Annotated in this window: 25 protein-coding genes and 1 tRNA gene; 12 read left to right on the plus strand and 14 right to left on the minus strand. The window is 59.2% G+C overall.

Translation table 11 applies throughout. From position 1 onward, the window contains the following. Nucleotides 1–13: 13 nt before the first annotated feature. Nucleotides 14–502, minus strand: a complete 489-nt coding sequence (locus tag HDC30_RS05960) for a DMT family transporter (protein WP_027614431.1) — start codon at nt 500–502, stop codon at nt 14–16. Nucleotides 503–579: 77 nt separating this feature from the next. Between HDC30_RS05960 and HDC30_RS05965 the strand changes: the two genes are divergently transcribed. The 8 genes from HDC30_RS05965 (at nt 580) to HDC30_RS06000 (ending at nt 6407) form a co-directional block, all read left to right on the plus strand. Then, nucleotides 580–1491, plus strand: coding sequence for a LysR substrate-binding domain-containing protein (locus HDC30_RS05965; protein WP_183781570.1), 912 nt, complete (start codon nt 580–582; stop codon nt 1489–1491). 22 nt (nt 1492–1513) lie between these two features. After that, complete coding sequence (locus tag HDC30_RS05970; RefSeq protein WP_183781573.1) at nt 1514–2248, plus strand: hypothetical protein; 735 nt, start codon at nt 1514–1516, stop codon at nt 2246–2248. A gap of 37 nt (nt 2249–2285) precedes the next feature. Further along, complete coding sequence (locus HDC30_RS05975) at nt 2286–3002, plus strand: hypothetical protein (RefSeq protein ID WP_183781576.1); 717 nt, start codon at nt 2286–2288, stop codon at nt 3000–3002. Between the two features lie 4 nt (nt 3003–3006). Then, the gene (gene fos / locus HDC30_RS05980; RefSeq protein ID WP_183781579.1) at nt 3007–3423 is read left to right on the plus strand and encodes a fosfomycin resistance glutathione transferase; all 417 of its coding nucleotides are present in this window, start codon (nt 3007–3009) and stop codon (nt 3421–3423) included. A gap of 60 nt (nt 3424–3483) precedes the next feature. Beyond that, entirely contained in the window at nt 3484–4122 is a 639-nt protein-coding gene (locus HDC30_RS05985; protein ID WP_027614436.1) for a LysE family translocator, read from the plus strand. A 79-nt stretch (nt 4123–4201) separates the two neighbouring features. Continuing rightward, entirely contained in the window at nt 4202–5551 is a 1350-nt protein-coding gene (locus tag HDC30_RS05990) for a bifunctional diguanylate cyclase/phosphodiesterase (protein ID WP_183781595.1), read from the plus strand. A gap of 118 nt (nt 5552–5669) precedes the next feature. Continuing rightward, on the plus strand, nt 5670–5828 hold the full coding sequence (locus tag HDC30_RS05995) for a KGG domain-containing protein (protein ID WP_003222499.1): 159 nt from the start codon (nt 5670–5672) through the stop codon (nt 5826–5828). Nucleotides 5829–5903: 75 nt separating this feature from the next. Beyond that, nucleotides 5904–6407: a DUF4142 domain-containing protein gene (locus tag HDC30_RS06000; RefSeq protein WP_007963247.1), complete on the plus strand. Its 504-nt coding sequence runs from the start codon at nt 5904–5906 to the stop codon at nt 6405–6407. Nucleotides 6408–6507: 100 nt separating this feature from the next. Here HDC30_RS06000 and HDC30_RS06005 read toward each other — a convergent pair whose 3' ends face one another. After that, nucleotides 6508–6918 carry a low affinity iron permease family protein gene (locus HDC30_RS06005; protein ID WP_027614440.1) on the minus strand — a complete coding sequence of 137 codons (411 nt, stop codon included), beginning with the start codon at nt 6916–6918 and terminating at the stop codon, nt 6508–6510. A 187-nt stretch (nt 6919–7105) separates the two neighbouring features. On the opposite strand from HDC30_RS06005, the gene tam reads away from it, so the two are divergent. Then, entirely contained in the window at nt 7106–7876 is a 771-nt protein-coding gene (tam, locus tag HDC30_RS06010) for a trans-aconitate 2-methyltransferase (protein WP_183781599.1), read from the plus strand. 128 nt (nt 7877–8004) lie between these two features. On the opposite strand, the gene HDC30_RS06015 is transcribed toward tam, so the two are convergent. The 7 genes from HDC30_RS06015 to HDC30_RS06045 form a co-directional block, all read right to left on the minus strand. Further along, nucleotides 8005–8733: a class I SAM-dependent methyltransferase gene (locus HDC30_RS06015; protein WP_183781602.1), complete on the minus strand. Its 729-nt coding sequence runs from the start codon at nt 8731–8733 to the stop codon at nt 8005–8007. A gap of 229 nt (nt 8734–8962) precedes the next feature. Beyond that, nucleotides 8963–10222: a type II toxin-antitoxin system HipA family toxin gene (locus HDC30_RS06020; RefSeq protein WP_183781605.1), complete on the minus strand. Its 1260-nt coding sequence runs from the start codon at nt 10220–10222 to the stop codon at nt 8963–8965. After that, nucleotides 10215–10532 (minus strand): helix-turn-helix domain-containing protein, encoded by a 318-nt coding sequence (locus tag HDC30_RS06025; protein ID WP_183781608.1) that lies wholly within the window; start codon nt 10530–10532, stop codon nt 10215–10217. The genes HDC30_RS06020 and HDC30_RS06025 overlap by 8 nt, the downstream gene beginning before the upstream one ends. Before the next feature lie 286 nt (nt 10533–10818). Then, a tRNA-Gly gene (locus HDC30_RS06030) sits at nt 10819–10892 on the minus strand. 159 nt (nt 10893–11051) lie between these two features. Further along, nucleotides 11052–11936 carry an alpha/beta fold hydrolase gene (locus HDC30_RS06035; RefSeq protein ID WP_098967651.1) on the minus strand — a complete coding sequence of 295 codons (885 nt, stop codon included), beginning with the start codon at nt 11934–11936 and terminating at the stop codon, nt 11052–11054. Nucleotides 11937–12252: 316 nt separating this feature from the next. Beyond that, on the minus strand, nt 12253–12945 hold the full coding sequence (locus HDC30_RS06040) for a pseudouridine synthase (protein ID WP_183781613.1): 693 nt from the start codon (nt 12943–12945) through the stop codon (nt 12253–12255). A 33-nt stretch (nt 12946–12978) separates the two neighbouring features. Continuing rightward, nucleotides 12979–13209, minus strand: a complete 231-nt coding sequence (locus tag HDC30_RS06045; protein WP_098967655.1) for a cysteine-rich CWC family protein — start codon at nt 13207–13209, stop codon at nt 12979–12981. A gap of 373 nt (nt 13210–13582) precedes the next feature. Between HDC30_RS06045 and HDC30_RS06050 the strand changes: the two genes are divergently transcribed. Both HDC30_RS06050 and HDC30_RS06055 read left to right on the plus strand, forming a co-directional pair. Further along, nucleotides 13583–13831, plus strand: coding sequence for a hypothetical protein (locus tag HDC30_RS06050; protein ID WP_103368263.1), 249 nt, complete (start codon nt 13583–13585; stop codon nt 13829–13831). Between the two features lie 179 nt (nt 13832–14010). Further along, nucleotides 14011–14409, plus strand: coding sequence for a hypothetical protein (locus HDC30_RS06055; RefSeq protein ID WP_183781616.1), 399 nt, complete (start codon nt 14011–14013; stop codon nt 14407–14409). A 71-nt stretch (nt 14410–14480) separates the two neighbouring features. On the opposite strand, the gene HDC30_RS06060 is transcribed toward HDC30_RS06055, so the two are convergent. Next, nucleotides 14481–15593: an enoyl-CoA hydratase/isomerase family protein gene (locus HDC30_RS06060; RefSeq protein WP_183781618.1), complete on the minus strand. Its 1113-nt coding sequence runs from the start codon at nt 15591–15593 to the stop codon at nt 14481–14483. A 132-nt stretch (nt 15594–15725) separates the two neighbouring features. Here HDC30_RS06060 and ung point away from each other — a divergent pair, with 132 nt between their 5' ends. After that, a complete protein-coding gene (gene ung, locus HDC30_RS06065; RefSeq protein WP_139055269.1) occupies nt 15726–16418 on the plus strand; it encodes a uracil-DNA glycosylase in 693 nt (230 codons plus the stop codon). A gap of 127 nt (nt 16419–16545) precedes the next feature. On the opposite strand, the gene HDC30_RS06070 is transcribed toward ung, so the two are convergent. The 4 genes from HDC30_RS06070 to HDC30_RS06085 are packed head-to-tail and all read right to left on the minus strand — an operon-like array spanning nt 16546 to nt 20583. Further along, entirely contained in the window at nt 16546–17580 is a 1035-nt protein-coding gene (locus HDC30_RS06070; protein WP_027614451.1) for an AbrB family transcriptional regulator, read from the minus strand. Continuing rightward, nucleotides 17573–19087, minus strand: a complete 1515-nt coding sequence (locus HDC30_RS06075) for a tripartite tricarboxylate transporter permease (protein WP_183781620.1) — start codon at nt 19085–19087, stop codon at nt 17573–17575. The genes HDC30_RS06070 and HDC30_RS06075 overlap by 8 nt, the downstream gene beginning before the upstream one ends. Before the next feature lies 1 nt (nt 19088). Continuing rightward, nucleotides 19089–19547: a tripartite tricarboxylate transporter TctB family protein gene (locus tag HDC30_RS06080; protein ID WP_183781623.1), complete on the minus strand. Its 459-nt coding sequence runs from the start codon at nt 19545–19547 to the stop codon at nt 19089–19091. A 58-nt stretch (nt 19548–19605) separates the two neighbouring features. Further along, nucleotides 19606–20583, minus strand: a complete 978-nt coding sequence (locus HDC30_RS06085; protein ID WP_027614454.1) for a tripartite tricarboxylate transporter substrate binding protein — start codon at nt 20581–20583, stop codon at nt 19606–19608. Nucleotides 20584–20601 lie beyond the last annotated feature (18 nt).

Below are 20601 nucleotides of genomic sequence, written 5' to 3' on the forward strand. Positions count from 1 at the left end.
ATGAGCTCTCAGATCAGCCAACCGCCGCCACATTCCGCTCAAACACCCCACCAAACTGAATCAACACCACCCCGCCAATCAGCAGCAACGCGCCCAACACCCGCGACGCCGTCAGCTGTTTCTCCACCAGCCCAAACAACCCGAAGTGATCCAGCAGCATCGACGCAATCACCTGCCCGGCCAACGCCAGCGCAACAAACCCCGACGCGCCGAGCTTCGGCAGCAACATCACCGCCAGCGCCACAAAGCACACGCCGAACGCACCGCCAGCCCACATCCACAACGGCGCCTTGCTGATAAAACCCAGCGACGGCAGCGGCAGGCGCAACGCCAGAATCACCGGCAACAGCACCAACACACTCACCAGCAACGAGGCCAAGGTTGCCCATAGCGGATGGCCGAGGCCCCGCGCCAGGTTGCTGTTGATCGCACTTTGAAACGGCACCACCGCCCCGGCAAACGCGGCCAGCAGCAACAAGCCAACCCACTGCAACGTACTCATGCTCACTCTCCAACAGGTTTTGCTGGACTCTAGGGTATTCGTCGCGCAGATTTAAATTCCGTTTTGTCATCCAGAACATGCACAAGATGAATGATCTACGCCGTATCGATCTCAACCTGCTGGTGGTCCTCGATGCTTTGCTCAGCGAGCAACATGTCACCCGCGCTGCCGAGCGGCTGCACCTGAGTCAACCGGCGGTCAGCCATGCGCTGGCGCGGCTGCGCGACTTGCTCGGCGATCCGCTGCTGGTGCGCGCCGGTTCGACGCTGGTGCCCACGGCGCGGGCGCTGGAACTGGTTGCGCCACTGGCCGAAGCGTTGGCCCAGGTGCAGTCGCTGCTGGCGCCGAACACTTTCGGTCCGGCCACTGCGCGGCGAACCTTTCGTGTGGCGATGTCCGACTACGGCGCGGCCATCATCCTGCCCGATCTGATCCGCACCTTGCGCCGAGAGGCCCCGGGCATCGACCTGCAAATCAGCCATGCCAGCCGCGAGGGCATGCTGGAGGGTGTGCTCAACGGTGACATCGATTTGGCCGCCGGGGTGTTCCCGGAAATGCCCAACGAGTTGCGCAGCAGCGTGCTGTTCGAAGAGCGCTACGTCTGCCTGCTGGATCGCCGCAGCTTGCCGGCCGACGGCGTACTTGATTTGCCGACCTACCTGTCGCGCCCGCATGTGTTACTGGAAATGCGCGGCAGCGGCACCCCGGAAATCGAACGGGCGCTGACCTCATTGCGCGAACGCCGCCGCGTCGCCATCAGCCTGCCGCACTGGAACGTCGCCCCCGAGTTGATCAGCGGTACGGATCTGATTCTCACGGTGTCGTCGCGCAGCGTGCGCGAGATTGATCAGCAGGAATTGATTGTGCTGCCGCCACCGTTCGAGATTGCGCCGTTCACGTTTGTGCTGGCGTGGCATAAGCGCCGGAGTGGGGATCAGGCGTTGAACTGGTTGAATCGCCGGATTGAGGAGGGGATAGTGCGCGGCTGAAAACGTTATCAAGGAGTGGGATGTGACAGTGAAGTCTGGATGGGTCGGGTGGGTGGCCCTGAGTGGGTGGTTGATGGCGGGGCAGGTGTTGGCTGGTTGCGTGCCAACACCGATGGCAGGAGATCTGGATCTTTCTGTCTGCAAGGAGTGGCCTGCCTATCCAGGATTAACCATCAACGCCACTGCACAGTTTAAGCGCGGATCCCCATCTGATGACCCAGAGGCGCTGAGTACCTACGATTTCGACTTGTCCGTTCTGGACACCGCTCAATCGAAGCCCATTGCGACTTATTACAAAGCGGCTGCATTTGTATTGGATGGCGTCAGTTTGCGAGAAATAACGCTCGATACGGCTCGCTACACACTGACTACCGATCTTCGTGCCTTTGGCGTACGTGCGTTATCCACTAATGGATCCCGGATCAATCCGATGGAAGAAAACCTGCTTTCGCTCTACGTGAAAGAGGGCGAAAAATTGCGCCCGGTATTGGATAAATTAGTGGTTTATCGGTATGGCGGCGAGTGGGATGGTGACTGCGAAGGCGAGCGATATGAGATTTCAAGAACGGTAGAAATCGCTAAAACGAGCTCTCACGGCTATGCAGATCTGATTGTCAAAACCTTGGAGAAAGACACAACAAGTGTGGGGACGGGAGACGCATGTAAAACTAAAACCACTGACAACAAACCCGTTTTGACAACATTGCACTACGACGGAAAATCCTACGTTTTGCCAAACGGTTTCCAAGGCCTGTAACCCGCCAGCCCAACACGACACTTATCAAGGAAGAACCATGCTTAACCCCACCAGACTCCTGATCGCCTTCGTTTTGCTGGCCATCACCACCCAAGCCCACGCCGCCTGCACCACCAAGCGTTTCGACGGCAAATCCATGTCACGCTGCAACGTCTGGCCGGCGTTCCCGAGTCAGGCGATTTCGGTCAAATCCACCTATCTGGCCGATTCTGGTGGTGACGATGCCGGGGCGTTCGATCTGGATCTGGCGCTGCTCAATGCGAGCAACGCCAAACCCATCGCCACCTACCGTAAACCGGGCGCTTACAACTCTGATGCCGTGCGCTTGGATGATGTGCGCATCGACACGGCGCGCTACCGTTTGACGCCGGATATCCGCGCTTTTGGGCTGCGAGCCAAGTTCGTCCACAGTTCCCATGCCATTCCCTACGAGAAAACCGATCTGGCGCTGTATGTGCGCGAGGGCGACAGCCTGCGTCCGGTGCTCGAAGGGCTGGTGGTCTTCAAGAACAACGGTGAGTTCGTGAATGACTGCGAGGGCTATAGCAAAAAAATCCGCCGGACCCTCGAGATCGCTCCAACGAGCCACAATGGTTTCGCCGATCTGATCGTCACCACCACCGGCAGCAAAATGAAAAACACCAAGTCCGGCAATCAGTGCGTTTCGACAAACACCGACCTGAAGAAAAAACAGATCACCCTGACGTACGATGGCCAGCAGTACAACGTTCCTGAAGACCTCAGAGGTTACTGACCCCATGCTTACCGGCCTCAACCACCTGACCCTCGCCGTCAGTGATTTGCCCCGCAGCCTGGCGTTCTATCGCGATGTATTGGGTCTGCGCGTCGAAGCCTCGTGGGACGCCGGTGCCTATCTGTCGCTGCCGGGGCTGTGGTTGTGTCTGTCGCTGGATGCGCAGCGCACCACCGAGCCGTCCGTCGACTACACCCATTACGCGTTCAGCCTCGCCGAGGCAGATTTTCCGTTGTTAGTGCAGACGCTAAAAGCGGCGAATGTGAAGGAATGGCGCGACAACCGCAGCGAAGGTGCGTCGTTCTACTTTCTTGACCCTGATGGCCACAAGCTTGAGGTTCACGTCGGTGATCTGGCTTCGCGACTGGCAGCCTGTCGGTTGAAACCGTACACGGGCATGCGTTTTTACGACGCGTCGTGATCAGACACATTGGGCTGATATAGACTGGCCATCATTTGTACTGGCGCCAGCAGGTTTTTCATGACTCCATCGCTGCTAATGGCCGTTCTGGCCTCGGGTTTCATTTACGGCATCACGCCCGGGCCGGGCGTTCTGGCAGTGTTCGGCATTGGCGCGGCGCATGGGCGACGGGCCGGGGCCGGGTTTCTTTGTGGGCATTTGCTTGGCGATGTGGTCTGGTGCAGCACCGCGCTGATCGCCATCGTCGGTGCCCGCGAGATCGGCAGCACCGCATTCGATGTGCTGGGTGTGCTCAGCGGCTTGTACCTGTTCTGGCTTGGCTGGCGCGCAGTGCGAGCCCAGCGGCGCAGCGCTGATCAGCCACAGGGCGCAGCGCGTCAGCCGTTCTGGCACGGCATCCTGTTCGGTTTGACCAATCCCAAGGCCTACCCGGTGGCGGTCGCGACCTTTACCGCGCTGCTGTCGAGCCGCGCCGAACTGCTCAACTGGTCGATGTTGCCGGCGCTGATCGCCCTGAGCTTTCTCGGCGGATTGCTGGCTTACGCTATCTTGATCGGCGTTGTCGGCGCCCGACGGGTGCGCACGCTGTATCAGCGCCACGAGCTGATGATCACGCGTTTGTGTGGCGTGATGTTCATCGGTTTTGCGATCAACGCACTGATGCACGCACTACCGGGATTGCTGCCGAACAAGGCTTGATGTTGTGTGCAGGGATGCGTGAACAAAGGGTCAGGGATGGTTGAACAGTGCTGCATTGTCCGGACACCCACGCTGAACCATGGAAAGCCGAAATTCCGCGCCGTTGGCGAGTTATATGGACCTGTTGCTGGATGCCGTCTGCGCGGTGGACAGGCAGGGCCGTTTCGTTTTTGTCAGTGCTGCCTGCGAGCGTATTTTTGGTTATACGCCTGACGAGTTGATCTGCCGGTCGATGATCGAACTGGTGCATCCCGCAGACCGCCAGCGCACCTTGGCCGCCGCCCACGACATCATGAGCGGCGAACCCAAGCACAATTTCGAAAACCGTTATGTGCGCAAGGATGGCCGCATTGTGAATATCCTCTGGTCGGCGCGCTGGTCGGAGGTCGATCAGTTGCGCATCGCCGTGGCCCGCGACATCACCGAGCGCAAGCAGGCGGAATCGCGTCAGGCTGCGCTGTATGCGATTTCCGAGGCGGCGCATGTCGCCGAAGACTTGCTGGCGCTGTTCAAACGCATCCACCTGATCATCGGCGAATGGCTGCCGGCGCTGAATTTCTCCGTGGCGCTGTACGACGAGCACTGTGCGCAGCTGAATTTTCCCTATCACGTCGACGATCACGAATTGCAGCCCGAGCAACCTGGCACCGTTACCGGGCGTTTGTGTGCGGAGGTCATCCGCAGCGGTCAGCCGATTCTGCTGACGCCGGACAGCCCCGACGCCTCGCCCGACTTCGCCGCGCTGGTGGCGGGGCAGGACTCACCGTGCTGGCTCGGTGTGCCGCTGAATTCGAAGAACGGCACCATCGGTGCGCTGATCGTCAAAAGCCTGCCGGGCGGTGAGCGTTATACCGAGCAGGACAAGGAACTGCTGCAATACGTCTGCGCCCAGGTCGCCACCGCCATCGAGCGCCAGCAGTTGCACGCGCGGCTCAAGCGCATGGCGCAATACGATCAACTGACCCAGTTGCCCAATCGCGGGTTGCTCAAAGACCGTCTCAAGGCTGCGCTGGCCGGTGCCCGGGAAACCTCGGGAAACATGGCGCTGCTGTACGTCGATCTGGATCGCTTCAAACAGGTCAACGACACCTTTGGCCATGCGGTCGGCGACATGCTGCTGCAAACGGTGGCGAGTCGGCTCAAGGGCTGCGTACGCGACACCGATACCGTGGCGCGCATCGGTGGCGACGAATTCGTGGTGCTGTTGCACAGCGTTCACGCCGCTGAAGACGCCGACATCGTGGCCGGAAAAATCCGCCAGGTGCTGGTGCAGCCGATGCGCCTGGACGGTCACAACCTGTATATCGAACCGAGCATCGGCGTGGCCCGTTATCCCGAACATGGCAGTGAGGAGCAACAATTGTTCCGGCATGCCGACCAAGCGATGTACGCCGCCAAACGCCTCAATCATCGGGCGGTGGATAGCTGAAACAATGCGCGCCGTTCGTCGCGGCGCGGGCAACTTTTCTAAACCTTTGGCAGTCCGGCAATTCTCAATCTAGGCGGGCATCTGCTCGCCAACGATCAACACCAAGAGGAAGAGAATCATGCCTAATTCAAGAAACTCGAACTCGGGAAACTTCGCCAACGATCGAACGAAGGCCTCTGAAGCCGGTCGCAAAGGTGGGAAAACCACCACCACGACAGTCGACAAAGAGCCTGCGAAAACCGAAATGGGCCGCAAGCCAGCTCAGAAGTCGAAGTAGTCGGTGAGGTAGTTTTGATTGAGAGGCGGGGGCGCAAGCCCCCGCTTGAATTTGCAGAGATAGGAGGGCGCGACCATGAGCCGGATGGCCACCCAGATACGTCGTTTCAGTTTTGCCACGCTGTTGGGTTTGTTCGCTGGCAGTGCATTCGCCCAGTCGCCTGCCGACTTCATCAACGATGCGTCCGCCAAAGGCATGGCCGACATTGAAGCCAGCCGGCTGGCGCACCAGAAATCCGAATCCAAAGAGGTCAAGGATTACACCATTGTCGTGATCAATGACCGCACCACGGCCAACCAGCATCTGGCGAAGATCGCGAAGAAACTCGATCTGCCGGTCGCTCCCCGTGAAGAAATTGCCGACAAGGCCAAGACCATGATCCCTCAGGTCAAGGACGGTGAAACCTTCGACCAGGCCTACGCCGCGAGCCAAGTGAAAGCGACCGAAGAGGCCATCCAGCAGATTCAGCAGGAAGCGCAGTCGACCGACGTGCCGGAAATCAAGGCATTTGCCGACGAGACGCTGCCAAAACTGCAAAGCCATCTGGAAATGGCCCGAGCTCTGCAAGCCAGTCGCTGACACCAACTGCCAATCAAAAGATCGCAGCCTGCGGCAGCTCCTACATAGAACGGTGTAGGAACTGCCGCAGGCTGCGATCTTTTGCTTTGTTCAACTTTACTTAGCAGTCATTCAAATCCTGCTTCGGCTTGCTCTTCTCCCCCAGCCCTTCAAGATCGAATACCTCGCTTTCCCCCAGGCTGCGGTAATGCTTGCGCAGCGCCTCGAGTTGTTTGAGATCCAGCGATTCCAGGCCGAGCATTGCGTTCTGCGCTTCCTTGTTCACCCGCAATAACTCATCGAGCTTCAGATGCAGGATGTCGGTATCACGGTTCTGCGTATTCTGGATCAGGAATACCATCAGAAAAGTGATGATCGTGGTCGAGGTGTTGATGATCAGTTGCCAGGTGTCATTGAAATCAAAAATCGGCCCACTCAAACCCCACAGAAAAATCAGGATCAATGCGCCCATGAAGGTTTTCGGGCTACCGGCCCAGAGGGCCAGGGTCTGGGAGATTTTCGCGAATTTCATTGCGATGTTCCTTATTGGGAGAGCTTGAAATTCAGACATCCGGGGCGCGATGAAAATTCTACTTACAAATGACTCCTGCCAATAATTGTGAAGGCGGAGACATCCCTTGCAATAAGCCTCTCTGGAACTGTCCGCAGCGCTGCCTGTATTGTGACGAACCGCAGGAATGTCCCGACTGGAGAACGCAATGAGTTGGTCCGCCAGACAATACGTCGCTTTCGAAGATGAACGCACCCGCCCGGCCCGTGATCTGCTGGCGGCGATTCCCACGGTTCAGGCGCGATCGGTGGTCGATATCGGTTGTGGCCCGGGTAATTCCACCGAATTGCTGGTGCAGCGTTTTGAGCAGGCCCAGGTCAGGGGGCTCGACAGTTCGCCGGACATGGTCAACGCCGCGCGCAAGCGCCTGCCGCAGTTGCAGTTCGAGGTCGCAGAAATCGATAGTTGGGCGGATCAAGGGCCGTTCGATGTGATCTTCGCCAATGCAGTGCTGCAATGGGTGCCGGATCACGCGACGTTGCTGCCGGCGTTGGCGGGTAAGCTTTCGGACGGTGGCAGTCTGGCGATCCAGATGCCGGACAACCTCAACGAGCCTTCTCATCGACTGATGCGTGAAGTTGCCGCCAACGGCCCATGGGCCGCGAAACTCGCCGACGCCGCCGGGCAGCGCACCGAGATGGCCAGTGCCAGCGATTACTTCTCGATGTTGCGTCCGCACTGTGCGCGGGTCGATGTGTGGCGTACCACCTATCACCATCAACTGCCGGGCGGGGCGGCGGGGGTGGTGGAGTGGTTCAAGGGCAGTGGTTTGATTCCGTTCCTGAATCCGCTGACTGAAGAGGAGCGGGCGCAATATCTGCAGCAGTATCTGGCTGCAGTTGCCGAGGCCTATCCGGCGTTGCCGGATGGTTCGGTGCTGTTGCCGTTTCCGCGGCTGTTCATCGTCGCGACTCGCTGAAGCCAGCCTTCAGCCACCTGTAGTGAGGGGATTTATCCCCGATGGACTGCGCAGCAGGCCCTTTAAGCGGTTGCTACGCAACCATCGGGGATAAATCCCCTCACCACATATTGTTTGCTCAGATCAGATTAGCGCTGCACCGCCACCAACAACATCATCGGCCGCTCCCGCTCTTCAGCCAGCGCTGGTTGCACCGCCACCTCCGCATCGCTCGGCCCCCATTCATTGACATGGCGAATGGCAAAACCCGCCGCGATCAACGAATTCAACAGCGTGCCCATCGTGCGATGCTGCTTGATCACCCCGTCGGCCAGCCAGTGGGTCACCCGCTCGCCCTCCATCTGATAGCTGTCCAGCGGCCAGCGCTTGTGGCCATCGCTGTCGACCAGCCAGCCTGGATTGCGCGGGGCCATGAAGATCGGGTGCTCGATGGAGAACACAAAATGCGAACCCGGTTTCAGCGCCGCGTACAGATGGGCGAACAGTCCGGCCAGATCCTTGATGTAGTGCAGCGCCAGCGAACTGTAGGCCAGATCGAAACTGCAGGCCGGCAAGTCGAGATGTTCGAGGTCGGCGCGTTCATAGCGGATGTTCGCCGCCGCTGTGGTTTCGCGCGCCCGCTCCAGCATCTTTTCCGAGACATCCAGCCCCAGCACATGGGCGGCGCCATGTTCACTGGCCCAACGGCTGAACCAGCCATAGCCGCAGCCGAGGTCGACCACATTCAAGTCGTGCATCGATGGCAGCAACGCCTTGAGCGCCGGCCACTCCGGCGCGGCATCGAGGCCGCCGATTGAACGGTTCATTTGGCTGTAACCGTGAAAAAATTCGGGGTCGTCGTAAATGTTTTGCGTCATGGGAAAGTGCTCTTTTGAGTTCGGTCATCAGCGGCGCAGGGGCCGCGCCATGGAGTCCCTCGAAAGTCAAAACGCGTATTCGTCGATGGCCGCGCAGGGGGGAGGGTTGGTGGGTGAAGTGGAAATGCTAGCGGGTCGTGGGGATGGTGAGAACCGTGGTTTGTTGTGGATCTGTAATGTCGGAAAAATCTTCAGGGTTTCAAAAAGTGTGATTTGCAAGGATATGCAGTCATCGCAACAACTTGATGTTGTGATCAATTCGGCTTTGAATGGTACGCAGGGTTTCCTGAGTGATCGCGCCAGGATAACGATCATTTGCCACAGTTGAGAATTGGCTGGATACGTCGCAAAAGCGCTCAATGATAACTCCTGCCTCATAGGCACTAACCTCCGCTTCTGCTGCCAGTCCAAGCATGGCCTTTCGGTCGATTTCCAGCGCTTCGCCCATCACATCCATCTGGTGATACCCACCCGGCCCCTCACAAAAGGTCACATCGTAGGCCGGGGCTAATTTCCAGTCGCCAGTTCGTGACATGGTGTAGGCAAAGTTTTTGGGGTGATCGTCTCGATTGTGGAACGCAACGTTGAATACAGCTCGCTCGAACGCTCGAGCTTTTTCTCGTACATCATTGGTGCATCTCTGCGTCGCGCGCAGGAAGTTGGCGTAGTCCAATGCTCCAGGGGATCGAAAATCTGCTCCGGTGAAAGCTGCGAGACTTTGCATGGGGACGCGCAGCCCGTCCTGTCGATCAAAGCGTTTGCTGGCGAAGGCAGTCATTCCGTCTGACAGACTGAAGTATTGCGTGTCTGGTGTTTGAATGCCGCAGAGGCGCAAGCACTCGGCATAGATCATTTCGATAGCGCACACTTCGGGGTGTTCGTGCTGGGCCGGGAACTTCACCAGCCATGCTTCAAAATCCGGAGTGGCGGCAGTGGTGAACGTCCCGGTATCAGGATCGCGATAGACCAGAGCTTTTGGTCTGGCACCTTGCGGAGATCCTCCCACCAGCAACAACTTCTGAAGAAGCTCACCCCCTTCACCTTTGAGCACTTGCTGCACTTCGGCTGCAAGCAATTCAATGGGAACATGCATCTGCGGTTCTAGTACGTCAGGCGCCACAGGCTTGAACGACATGGATCCCATGGCATTGTTGCCAATGTAGGCCAGTCGTTCCAAGGGGCCGATGCGTGCGGGATTCAGGCCGCGACGTTTGAATAGACGATCCATCAGCAGCATGCCCCAACCGTCGGGCAGCGAGTCATAGACGGGGCCTGGTAATCCCAACTGATGTTGCGGGAAATCCCGGCTTAATTTTGCGCCTTGTAAAGGAAGTTTCAGGGACGAAAGTTCGAGTCCTCTTTTTTTCGCTTCGTCGCTGTACTCAAACACCACCAGCGGCCGACCGGTCAGAGCTGTGGTGGAAGCCAGCGTGCCCCACTGCCAATGTTCACCCCAGCCTTCGTAGTAGACGTCCACTCGCTCAAGCATTTTCGGATTTCCTTTTGATGCGTTGACGCTTGGCGCTGTTTTCGTAGCGCAGGATGTCGTCCAGAGTTTCAAGCTTTGGCAGGAACAGATTTTCGAGTTCCTTGCTGCGTCCAAGTACCATGGCGACGCGCACCAGATTTTCGAAACCCACATTACGCCCGGCTTCCAGATTGGACACCGTGTTGGTTCCGATGCCGGCACGTGCAGCCACATCCGCTTGTGTCATTTCCAGAGCGAGCCGGTCAGTGCGCAGGCGTTCGCAGATCCGCTTGACGATCTCATTCGGTTTGCTAAGGATTAAATCCAACATAATGGGTTTTACACCTCAAAAACTACTTTAAAGCTGGTAATTCTGGATTAGTGAGAGGATCGGTATCAATACATTATTCCTGAGTATTGTGGCTTATCTCTCAGAAATCGCAATAAAACACAGAGAAGTGGAGTTATGCATATTCGATTAAGGGGGGCTTCCTGTGAGGAGGATTACTCCTTGCATTGCTTTTTCTCAAATCGCAGACACAAAAAAACCGGCCCTGTAGGCCGGTTTTTTCTGTTCCTGCATCTCCCGTCGTAACACGACGTGAGACCTGAATGAGTGGAGCGGGTAGAGGGAATCGAACCCTCAACTAAAGCTTGGGAAGCTTTCGTTTTGCCACTAAACTATACCCGCTCAGAGCGGCTGACTTTGTACCAGAGTCGGGCGCGGATTTGAAGTTTTTCTTTTGCCCGCAGCGCGTTACAGCATTGAAAACGGTCATTCGCGGGCAAATCTGCAGGACAATCAATGCTGGTCTTTCAGCCCCACAGACTCGCTCGCGACGACGCTTTTTCAAATGGCCAATGCATGGTGATCCTGAACGAACGCGTAACGCGTTCGGCTCGACTGCGGTGAGGGTTTCAGGAAACCGAGCAGGGCGTTCTGGCTATCGCGGCACGCAGCCTTGTGTTCCATGTCGAGGAAGTGGCCGGTGGCCTGCAGCGTGGTGAAGGTGCTGTGCGCCACATGGTTGCCGAATATCCGGGCGTCTTCGGCGGCGGTGTATTCATCCCATTCGCCGTTGAGAAACAGCACCGGCACGTTGATCTTTTTCGCCGCATTCAAATAGCACTGGCGATCGCTGTGCAGCACGTCACTGATGTGGAAGTGCATCTGCCCGTATTCGTGTTCGGCCAGGCTGCTGACGTGGCGATAGTTGAAGCGCTTGAACAGTGACGGCAGGTGTTTGCCGATAGTGCTGTTGACCAGGTGCCCGACGCGGTCGCCATCGCGCTGGCCGAGGTAATCGACACCGCGCTCCAGGTAATCAAGCATGTGTGCGTTGATCACCGGCGAGAACGAGCTGATCACGGCTTTCTCGATACGCCGCGGCTGATGGGCCAGGGCAACCAGGGTGGCTGCGCCGCCCCAGGAAAACGACAGCACGTGTTCGGCGCCGAAGTGGTCGATCAGCTCCAGCAGGATCTGCCCTTCGACTTCCTTGGTCAGATGTTTCTCGTGACGGTTGTGGATTTTCGACCGGCCCGCGTAGGGCTGGTCGTAGCAAACCACGTTGAATTGCGGGTGCAGGTTTTTCACAGTCTGTGCAAACGACGCAGTCGTGGCCATCGAGCCGTTGACCAGGATGATGGTCTTTTCTGCGGCGTCTGCGCGATAGAACTCCGTGTAAACCCGATACTGACCCTGTATATCCAGCACAGCGATTTCTGGCCTCATGTCATAAGACTCCTGGCAAGCAAGCGGGTATGCGCGCAAATAGAGATTGCACGAGCTTTGTGACAGGTAGGCATACGCCTGGAATTTGCTTGGCCCATGTCGATCCATGACTGCGGTCGACGGGTGTTGTTATTGGCGGGCAGTCTGCCGGCTGAGGCGCAACCCAAGGGGCTGACGACCGGCAAAAAGTTTCTTGGAAGTATGTGGTGACTCATCGGTCACAATTTGGCCGACGTCCTGATTCAAGCAGTGGGATGGGGATCGCGCAAGTGCCGTTGGTAAATTGTTCGACAACTTCTGCTGAGCGGTCACCGGCTTAGAACAAATGAATCTCTTCGGTGCGCAAAGCGCGGTACTCGCCCGGTTTTAGCGCGCTATCCAGCGACAGCGGGCCCATGGATTCGCGATGCAGGCGCAAGACTTTGTTGTTGAAGTGACCAAACATGCGCTTCACCTGATGGTAGCGACCCTCGACGATGCTCAGGCGCGCCACTCGCGGGCCGAGTACATCGAGTTGCGCCGGTTGCGTGGTCAGGTTTTCGAAGGCGAAGTAGATGCCATCGGCAAACGTCAGCGCGTATTGCGGCCCGATCTCCTGTTCGGTCTCGACGTAATAGACCTTCGGCAGTTTGGTCTGCGGTTGGGTCAGGCGTCGCGACCAGCTGCCATCATTGGTGATCAGCATCAACCCGGTGGTGTTGAAGTCCAGGCGACCGGCGATGTGCAGGTCGTCTTTGTCCGGTTCATCGATCAGATCAAGCACGGTCGGGTGCTGCGGATCGCGAGTGGCACTGACGCACCCCGGCGGCTTGTGCAGCATGAAGTAGCGTGCCGGTTTGCCGAGTTGCAGGACTTCTTCGTCGACTTCGACGCGGCTGAACTCCAGCACTTCGCTGTGCGGGTCGCTGACGACTTTTCCGTCGATCCGCACGCGCTTTTCCACCAGCAACAGGCGAACCTGCTGACGGTTATAGCGGGGCAGGTTGCTGAGGAAACGGTCGACGCGCATGGTCAGGAATCGGCGGATAAAGGGGCGCGTATCTTACGGGATCGGCCGCGCCGCTGCTTGCAGTTGCGCCTCGACCTGCGCGCAGCGCGGGCACAGACAGGATTGATTGCGCAGCGCTGCGGGCAAGGCTTCAAGTACTGCCGGATCGATGCTCACGGCATAGCACCAGCAGGCCTGGTCGGCGGTGCGCGGGTCAGCCAGGGTGCAGTCGTTGCGCGCGCCGCAGGCCGGGCAGAGGTCGGGTTTGATGTCGGAATCAGGCATAGGACGAGTAAGGCATTTCCACGCAATTGCGGTTACGGCCAGTTTGTCTGGCCTGCTACATCGCATGATCGGCCCGAGACAGCAGGGTATGCAAGGTGTCATCAGCATGTACGGTGGTGGCACCGATGTATGCCTGGACATTACGCAGGCCAACAGTGGGAGCGGGCTTGCTCGCGAAGGCGTCCTGTCAGTCAGTGATTCGTCACTGACCCACCGCTTTCGTGAGCAAGCCTGCTTCCACAGAGGATTTTCAGTGTGACTGACACCGCTGATCTGAAGCCTTTGCGCGCCCGGCACTTGCCCCGGACCTGACAGTCAAAACTGTGTCGGCTGCGCTGTCCTGCTGCGGCCGCAGGTCTTTCAGGAGGCCGTCATGGTTACTTCCAAACTGTTGCGCCGGGTGCTGCTGGGAGCGGTGCTCGGCTTGGGTCTGTCCGGGTGTTATTACTACGCCGGTCCTTACGATGCTTACCCTGCCACTTACTACTATCCAGGCTATTACTCACCGTATTACTACGGCGGTTATTACGGCCCGCGCTATTACGGTGGCGGGCACTATTACTACGGCGGTCACGGCTATCGCGGCGGTTACGGACGCGGCTATCACGGTGGGCACCACTGATCGGCGGCTGAATGACAGTGTTTTCCAAATGAACAGGATTTCATCAATCACATGTTTCAACTTGTTACGGAAGCGCACCAGATTCGGAAAACGCTGTCAGATGTTCCGTCAGTCACCGAATAAACGACTGATGCCTGCCAGCGTCGCTGGTGCGGCTACCCGCGGTCCAGGAGGCCGCCATGTATCGACGAATTCTTCTACTTGCTGCGATGATGTTTTCCGTTGCCGGTTGCGCTCCCTACTCCTACGCAGACAGTTATTACAGCTCGGAGGTCTACACCTCACCCGCTCCGGCCTACTACAACACTGGCGGCACCTATTACAGCGGTGGCAGCACCTATTACTCGGCCCCGCGCTACTATCAGGCGGCCCCGCGTTACTACCAACCGGCTCCGCGTTACTACTCGGCGCCCCGCTACTACCAACCAGCGCCGCGCTACTATAAGAGTCGTCGCTGGCACGACAATGATCGTGGCCGTTGGGACGGCCACCGCGGTGGGGGTTGGGATCGTGACCGGGGTGGGCGTGATCATCACGGTAACCGCGGTGACCACGGCGGGCGAGGCGGTCGCTGGTAATCATAATCATCCGCAAACAAAAAAGCGGCGCATTGAGCGCCGCTTTTTTGTGCCTGCGATTTGCCGGGCAATCAGTAAACCGTCAGATCCGCCAACGGATGCCGACCTTCCCAGACCTTGTGAAAATGCGCCTCGACCACCGCGTCCGGGACGTTATTGATGTCCGGCCAATGCCAGTGCGGTTTCTGATCCTTGTCGATCAGCCGCGCGCGAACCCCTTCGCTGAATTCCGGGTGCCGACAGCAATTGAGGCTCAGGGTGTATTCCATCTGAAACACTTCGGCCAGCGACAGATAGCGGGCGCGGAGGATCTGTTCCCAGACCAGATGCGCGGTCAGCGGCGAGCCTTCGCTCAGGGTTTTCGCGGCGCGGGCGATCAGCGGGTCGCTGCTGTCGCGTTGCAGGCTGATGGCTTTCCAGGCACAGGTGACGTCGCTGACGTCGAGCAGTTCGTCGATCCGCTGACGGCGGGGTAACCACTGCGCCTCGGGCATCTGCCCGACGGCTTCCTGTTGCAGGGCCTTGAACAGACTGTTGAGCTGCATGTCGGTCTGTTCCTGCCAGTTGAGTTGCAGCAGGCCTTCGATCAGCTGCGGTTGCTGCTCTTCAAGCAGGAAACGGTCGGCCAGATCCAGATCGATCGCATCGCGGCCATTCATATGTGCACCCGTCAGACCGAGGAACAAGCCGAGCTTGCCCGGCAACCGTGACAAAAACCAACTGGCCCCGACGTCCGGATACAGACCGATGGTGATCTCCGGCATCGCCAGGCGACTGCTCGGCGTGACGATCCGCGTGCTGGCGCCTTGCAACAGGCCCATGCCGCCGCCGAGCACGTAACCGTGGCCCCAGCAGATCAGCGGTTTGGGGTAGGTGTGCAGGCTGTAGTCCAGGCGATATTCGGCGGCGAAAAACTGCGCAGCGAGTGGCGGGACTTCGCCGGGATGGGCGCGACAGGCCTCCACCAGGCTGCGCACTTCGCCGCCGGCGCAGAACGCTTTGGCGCCGTTGCCGCGCAATAGCACGCAAACGATTTGTGGATCTTTGGCCCAGGCGTTCAGTTTGTCGCTCAGGGCGTTGATCATCGGCAAGGACAGCGCGTTGAGCGACTTTTCAGCATCCAGGCTGGCGATCCCGAGGCGGGCGCCGTCGGTGCCGGTGAGTTCTTCGAAGTGCAGATTCATCGTGACCTCGATCGGGAAATTGAGCGTTCAGTATGATCGCTGTGCGGGAAAGTGCCGGATCTGTGTCAGATCAATTGACAAGCGTGGTCGGCTTTCCTAGGGTTCGCCCCATTGTTTTTGCCGGGTATGACCATGACTGCTGACGACCGTATCAAACTCGAACCGAGCTGGAAGGAGGCACTGCGTGCTGAATTCGACCAGCCTTATATGGCAGAGTTGCGCACTTTTCTGCAGCAGGAGCGGGCGGCCGGCAAGGAAATCTATCCGCCGGGGCCGCTGATTTTCAACGCGCTGAATTCGACGCCGCTGGATAAAGTCAAAGTGGTGATCCTTGGCCAGGACCCTTACCACGGTCCGGGCCAGGCTCATGGCTTGTGCTTCTCGGTGCAACCGGGCGTGCCGGCGCCGCCGTCGCTGGTCAATATCTATAAAGAGTTGAAACGCGACCTGAACATCGACATTCCCAACCACGGCTACCTGCAGAGCTGGGCCGATCAGGGCGTGTTGATGCTCAACACCACCATGACCGTCGAGCGCGCCAATGCCAACGCGCATAAGGACAAGGGCTGGCAGTTCTTCACCGACCGGATTATTGAGGTGGTCAGCGAACGCCAGCCGCATCTGGTGTTCATGCTGTGGGGCGCGCATGCGCAGAGCAAGCAGAAGCTGATCGATGCGACCAAGCACCTGGTGCTGACCTCGGTGCATCCGTCGCCGCTATCGGCTTATCGGGGCTTCCTCGGTTGCGGGCATTTCAGCCGGACCAACAAGTTTCTCGAGCAAAATGGCGAAGCGCCAATTGAGTGGCGTCTGCCGCCGATTTGATGGGTTGAATGGGCGGGCCCCTTCGCGAGCAGGCTCGCTCCCACAGGTTCCTGTGGTTGCCACAGATTGTGTGAACACCTCAAAACCCTGTGGGAGCGAGCCTGCTCGCGAAAAGGGCGGCGCGGTATTACTCGGGATTACGGTTCCAGTATTTGAACAACGGCTCCGCCAGAAACAGTACAAACAGCAGCCGCATCACCTGCATCGCCGTCACCAGCGGCACCGACAGTTGCAGGGTCTCCGCCGTCAGACTCATCTCGGCAATCCCACCGGGCATCATGCCCAACGTCAGCGAACGCAGATCCAGATGGGTCAGCGCACTCAAGCCCAAAGCCGCCAATGTCGCGATCAACATGGTCAGCGCCGTGCCAATCAGCGTACGGCCCATGAATGACGGCGCGCGGCGGAAGAACTGTCGATTGAAGTGACAGCCCAGCCCGCTGCCGATCAGCCACTGGCCGATCTGGCTGCCGCCGTCCGGCAGGCCGATGTGCAAATCCCAGGCAATGCTCACCGTGGCACTGACCAGCAGCGGCCCGAACAGCCACGGATTGGGTTGACGCAAACGCTGCCAGAGCCAGGCGAGCAGGGCGCCCGTGGGAAACAGAATCGCCAGCCAGCGCCAATCGACATTGCCGGCGTGGGAAATCGGTGTGCCGTCGCCCAGCAGATACTTGAACGCGGCCGGCACGCACAGCACCACCACCAGCACCCGCAGACTCTGTCCCGCCGCGACATGGCTGAGCAGCGCGCCATTGCGCGCGCCGAGGTTGACCATCTCGCCGGAGCCGCCGGGCATGCTCGAGAAAAACGCCGTGGCGCGATCCTCGCCGGTACGGCGCATCAACCACACCCCGACCACCGCAGACAGGCTGGTGACCAGGGCACCGAAGAAGATCAATCCGAAATGACTCAGCACCTGCTCCATCACCAACGGGGTGAAGTGCAGGCCGATGCCGATGCCGACAATCCATTGGCCGCATTTGCGCCCGCCGGGGATTTCCGTGAGTTGCCACGGGGTCAGGCAGCGCACGAGGATGATCGCCAGTAACGAGCCGACCATCCACGGCAGTGGCCAGCCGATCTGGCTGGCGATAAAACCGCCAAGCAGACCGACCAGCGGGGTCGCCCACCAGCTTCTGAGGGAGGAGCGATCAGACATCGGCGATGGCGCGTTGCGCTGCCGCACGTTTGCGCCAGATGCGCAGCAGCGGCATCAGCAACATGATCGCGGTCAGGATCCACACGCCGAAAGTGATCGGGCTCGACCAGAGGATTTCCAGCGCACCGTTGGAGATCGACAGTGCACGACGCAGGTTCTGCTCCATCAGCCCACCGAGGATGAACCCGAGCAGCACGGGCGACAACGGGAAATCCAGCTTGCGCAGGATGTAGCCGAAGATACCGATGCCGACCATCAGGAACAGGTCGAAGGTGGTCGCATGCACGGCGTACACGCCGATCCCGGTGATGATCGCGATCACCGGCACCAGCGCCCAGTTCGGCACGGCGAGGATGCGGGTGAAGATGCGGATCATCGGGATATTCAGGATCACCAGCATGATGTTGGCGATGAACAACGACGCGATCAGGCCCCAGACGATGTCCGGTTGCTGTTGGAACAGCAGCGGCCCCGGGGTGATGTTGTACAGCGACAGTGCGCCGATCATCACGGCGGTGGTGCCCGAACCGGGTACACCGAGGGTCAGCATCGGCACCAGTGCGCCACAGGCCGAAGCGCCGATCGCGGTTTCCGGAGCGGCAAGGCCACGGGCGTCACCTTGACCGAATTTGCCACCGGCACCGGCGATGCGTTTTTCGGTCATGTAGGCCACGGCGCTGGCCAGCGTCGCACCTGCACCCGGCAACACGCCCATGATGAAACCCAGCAGGCCGCAACGGATGTTCACCACGAACACCGACGCCGCTTCCTTGAAGTTGAACATCATGCGCCCGGTGGCCTTCACCGCTTCCTGGCCGCGATGGGTTTTTTCCAGCAGCAGAAGGATTTCACTGACCGAGAACAGACCCAGTACCAGCACCACGAACTGGATGCCGTCGGTCAGGTGAATGTTGTCGCCGGTGAAACGGTATACGCCGCTGTTGGCGTCGATGCCCACGGTCGACAGAAACAGCCCGATCAGCGCCGCAATAAAAGTCTTCAGCGGTCGATCACCGGCCATGCCGCCAAGGCAGACGATCGCAAACACCATCAACACGAAGTATTCCGCCGGACCGAAGGCAATCGCCCATTTCGCCAGTAACGGGGCGAACAGCACCATGCCGCAGGTGGCGATGAACGCACCGATGAACGAACTCCATGCCGACAGCGACAGGGCGACACCGGCCAGACCCTGGCGCGCCATCGGATAACCGTCGAGGGTGGTCATCACGGTGGAGGCTTCGCCCGGAATGTTCAGCAGGATCGAGCTGATCCGCCCGCCGTATTCGCAGCCCAGATACACCGCCGCCAGCAGAATCAGCGCCGACTCCGGCGGCAGGCCGAGGGCGAAGGCGATCGGGATCAGCAGGGCCACGCCATTGATCGGACCCAGGCCCGGCAACAGCCCGACCACGGTGCCGATCAGCGTGCCGGTCAAGGCCGTGACCAGGTTGTACGGACTCAGCGCGACGCCGAAGCCCTGACCCAAATAACCGAGAGTATCCATATCAGTTCTCCAGAACGTCGAGCAGGCCCAGAGGCAGTGGAACGTCCATCAGACGGTCGAACAGCAGGTACAGACCGATGGCCATCAACGTTGTCACCACAATGCTCGGTAGCCAGCGACCGCCATACAGGCGCGCCATCGGGATGCCGATCAGGATGCTGCTGAGGATGAAGCCCAGCGGTTCGAACAGGCCGGCGAACACCAGCAGCAACAGCACGCAGAGGCCGATCTTGGTCAGGGTTTCGCGATCCAGCGGTGGCTCGTCTTCGCTGTGTTTGATCGGTGCCGGGCGGAACACCATGTACAGCAGCGCCACGCCCATCAGGCCGAGCATCAGCAGAGGAAAGGCGCGCGGGCCGACCGGTTCGTAAGAAAAAGCCGCTTGATACGGCCACGCCATCAGCGCCAGGCCGACGCAGGCCAGCAATAGCACCGAGGCGAAAATGCGTTGTAAGAGCATGGGAAACTCCTGTGCCGAGGCCTCGATGCGCGAGGCCGCAGCCGCTAGACAGAGACGATCACTGAATCAGGCCGAACTCTTTGGCCAGCACTTTGTAGTCCGCGACCTGCTTCTTCACGTAGGTGTCCAGCTCCGGGCCGGTCATGGCGAACGGAAACAGTTCACGCTGATCGCGCAGCTTGGCGAACTCATCGGAGGCCAGCAGTTTGTCGAAGGCGTCTTTCCACCAGGCGTAGTCTTCGTCGCTGACTTTTGGCCCAAGGTAGAAACCACGCACCACCGGCCAGACGATGTCGTAGCCCTGCTCGCGCGCGGTCGGGATGTCTTTCATTTCCGGTTCGTCGATGCGTTTATCGGCGAACACCGCGAGCAGCCGCATGTCACCGCTCTGGATATGCGGCATGGAGTCGGAGATGTCGGTACTACCCACCTGGATGTGACCGCCGAGCAGTGCAGTAGCGATTTCGCCGCCGCCTTCGAGGGCGACGTAACGCAGGTCACGCGGGTTGATCCCGGCAGCCTTGGCGATCAGTGCGGTCTGCATCCAGTCCTGGCTGCCGACGGTGCCGCCGGAACCGATCACCACGGAGCTCGGATCTTTCTTCAGGGCTTTGACCAGATCGTCGAGGGTCTTGTAAGGCGAATCGCTTTTCACCGCGATGGCACCGTAACTGGTGCCGACGGCGGCCAGCCAGCGCACGTTGGTCTCGTCGAAACGGCCGAACTTGCCTTGCGCCAGATTCAGCAGCGAACCGCTGGACCACGCCACCAGCGTGCCGGCGTCGGCCGGGCGCTGGGCGACGACCGCGTTGTACGCCACCGCGCCGACACCGCCGGGCATGTAGGTCACGCGCATCGGTTTGGTCAGCAGTTTTTCGTTGACCAGCGCGCTCTGCGCCAGTTTGCAGGTCAGGTCGAAACCGCCGCCGGGGGAGGCCGGGGCGATGCATTCCGGACGTTTCGGTTCGGCCATCAGTTGGCCGGCGAACAGCATGACGCCAGCGGCCAGAGCAACTTTACGCAGTGATAAGTTCATCTATGTCTCCTTGGGAGT

It is taken from the genome of Pseudomonas sp. JAI115 (genome assembly GCF_014200835.1).
Taxonomy (GTDB): domain Bacteria; phylum Pseudomonadota; class Gammaproteobacteria; order Pseudomonadales; family Pseudomonadaceae; genus Aquipseudomonas; species Aquipseudomonas putida_A.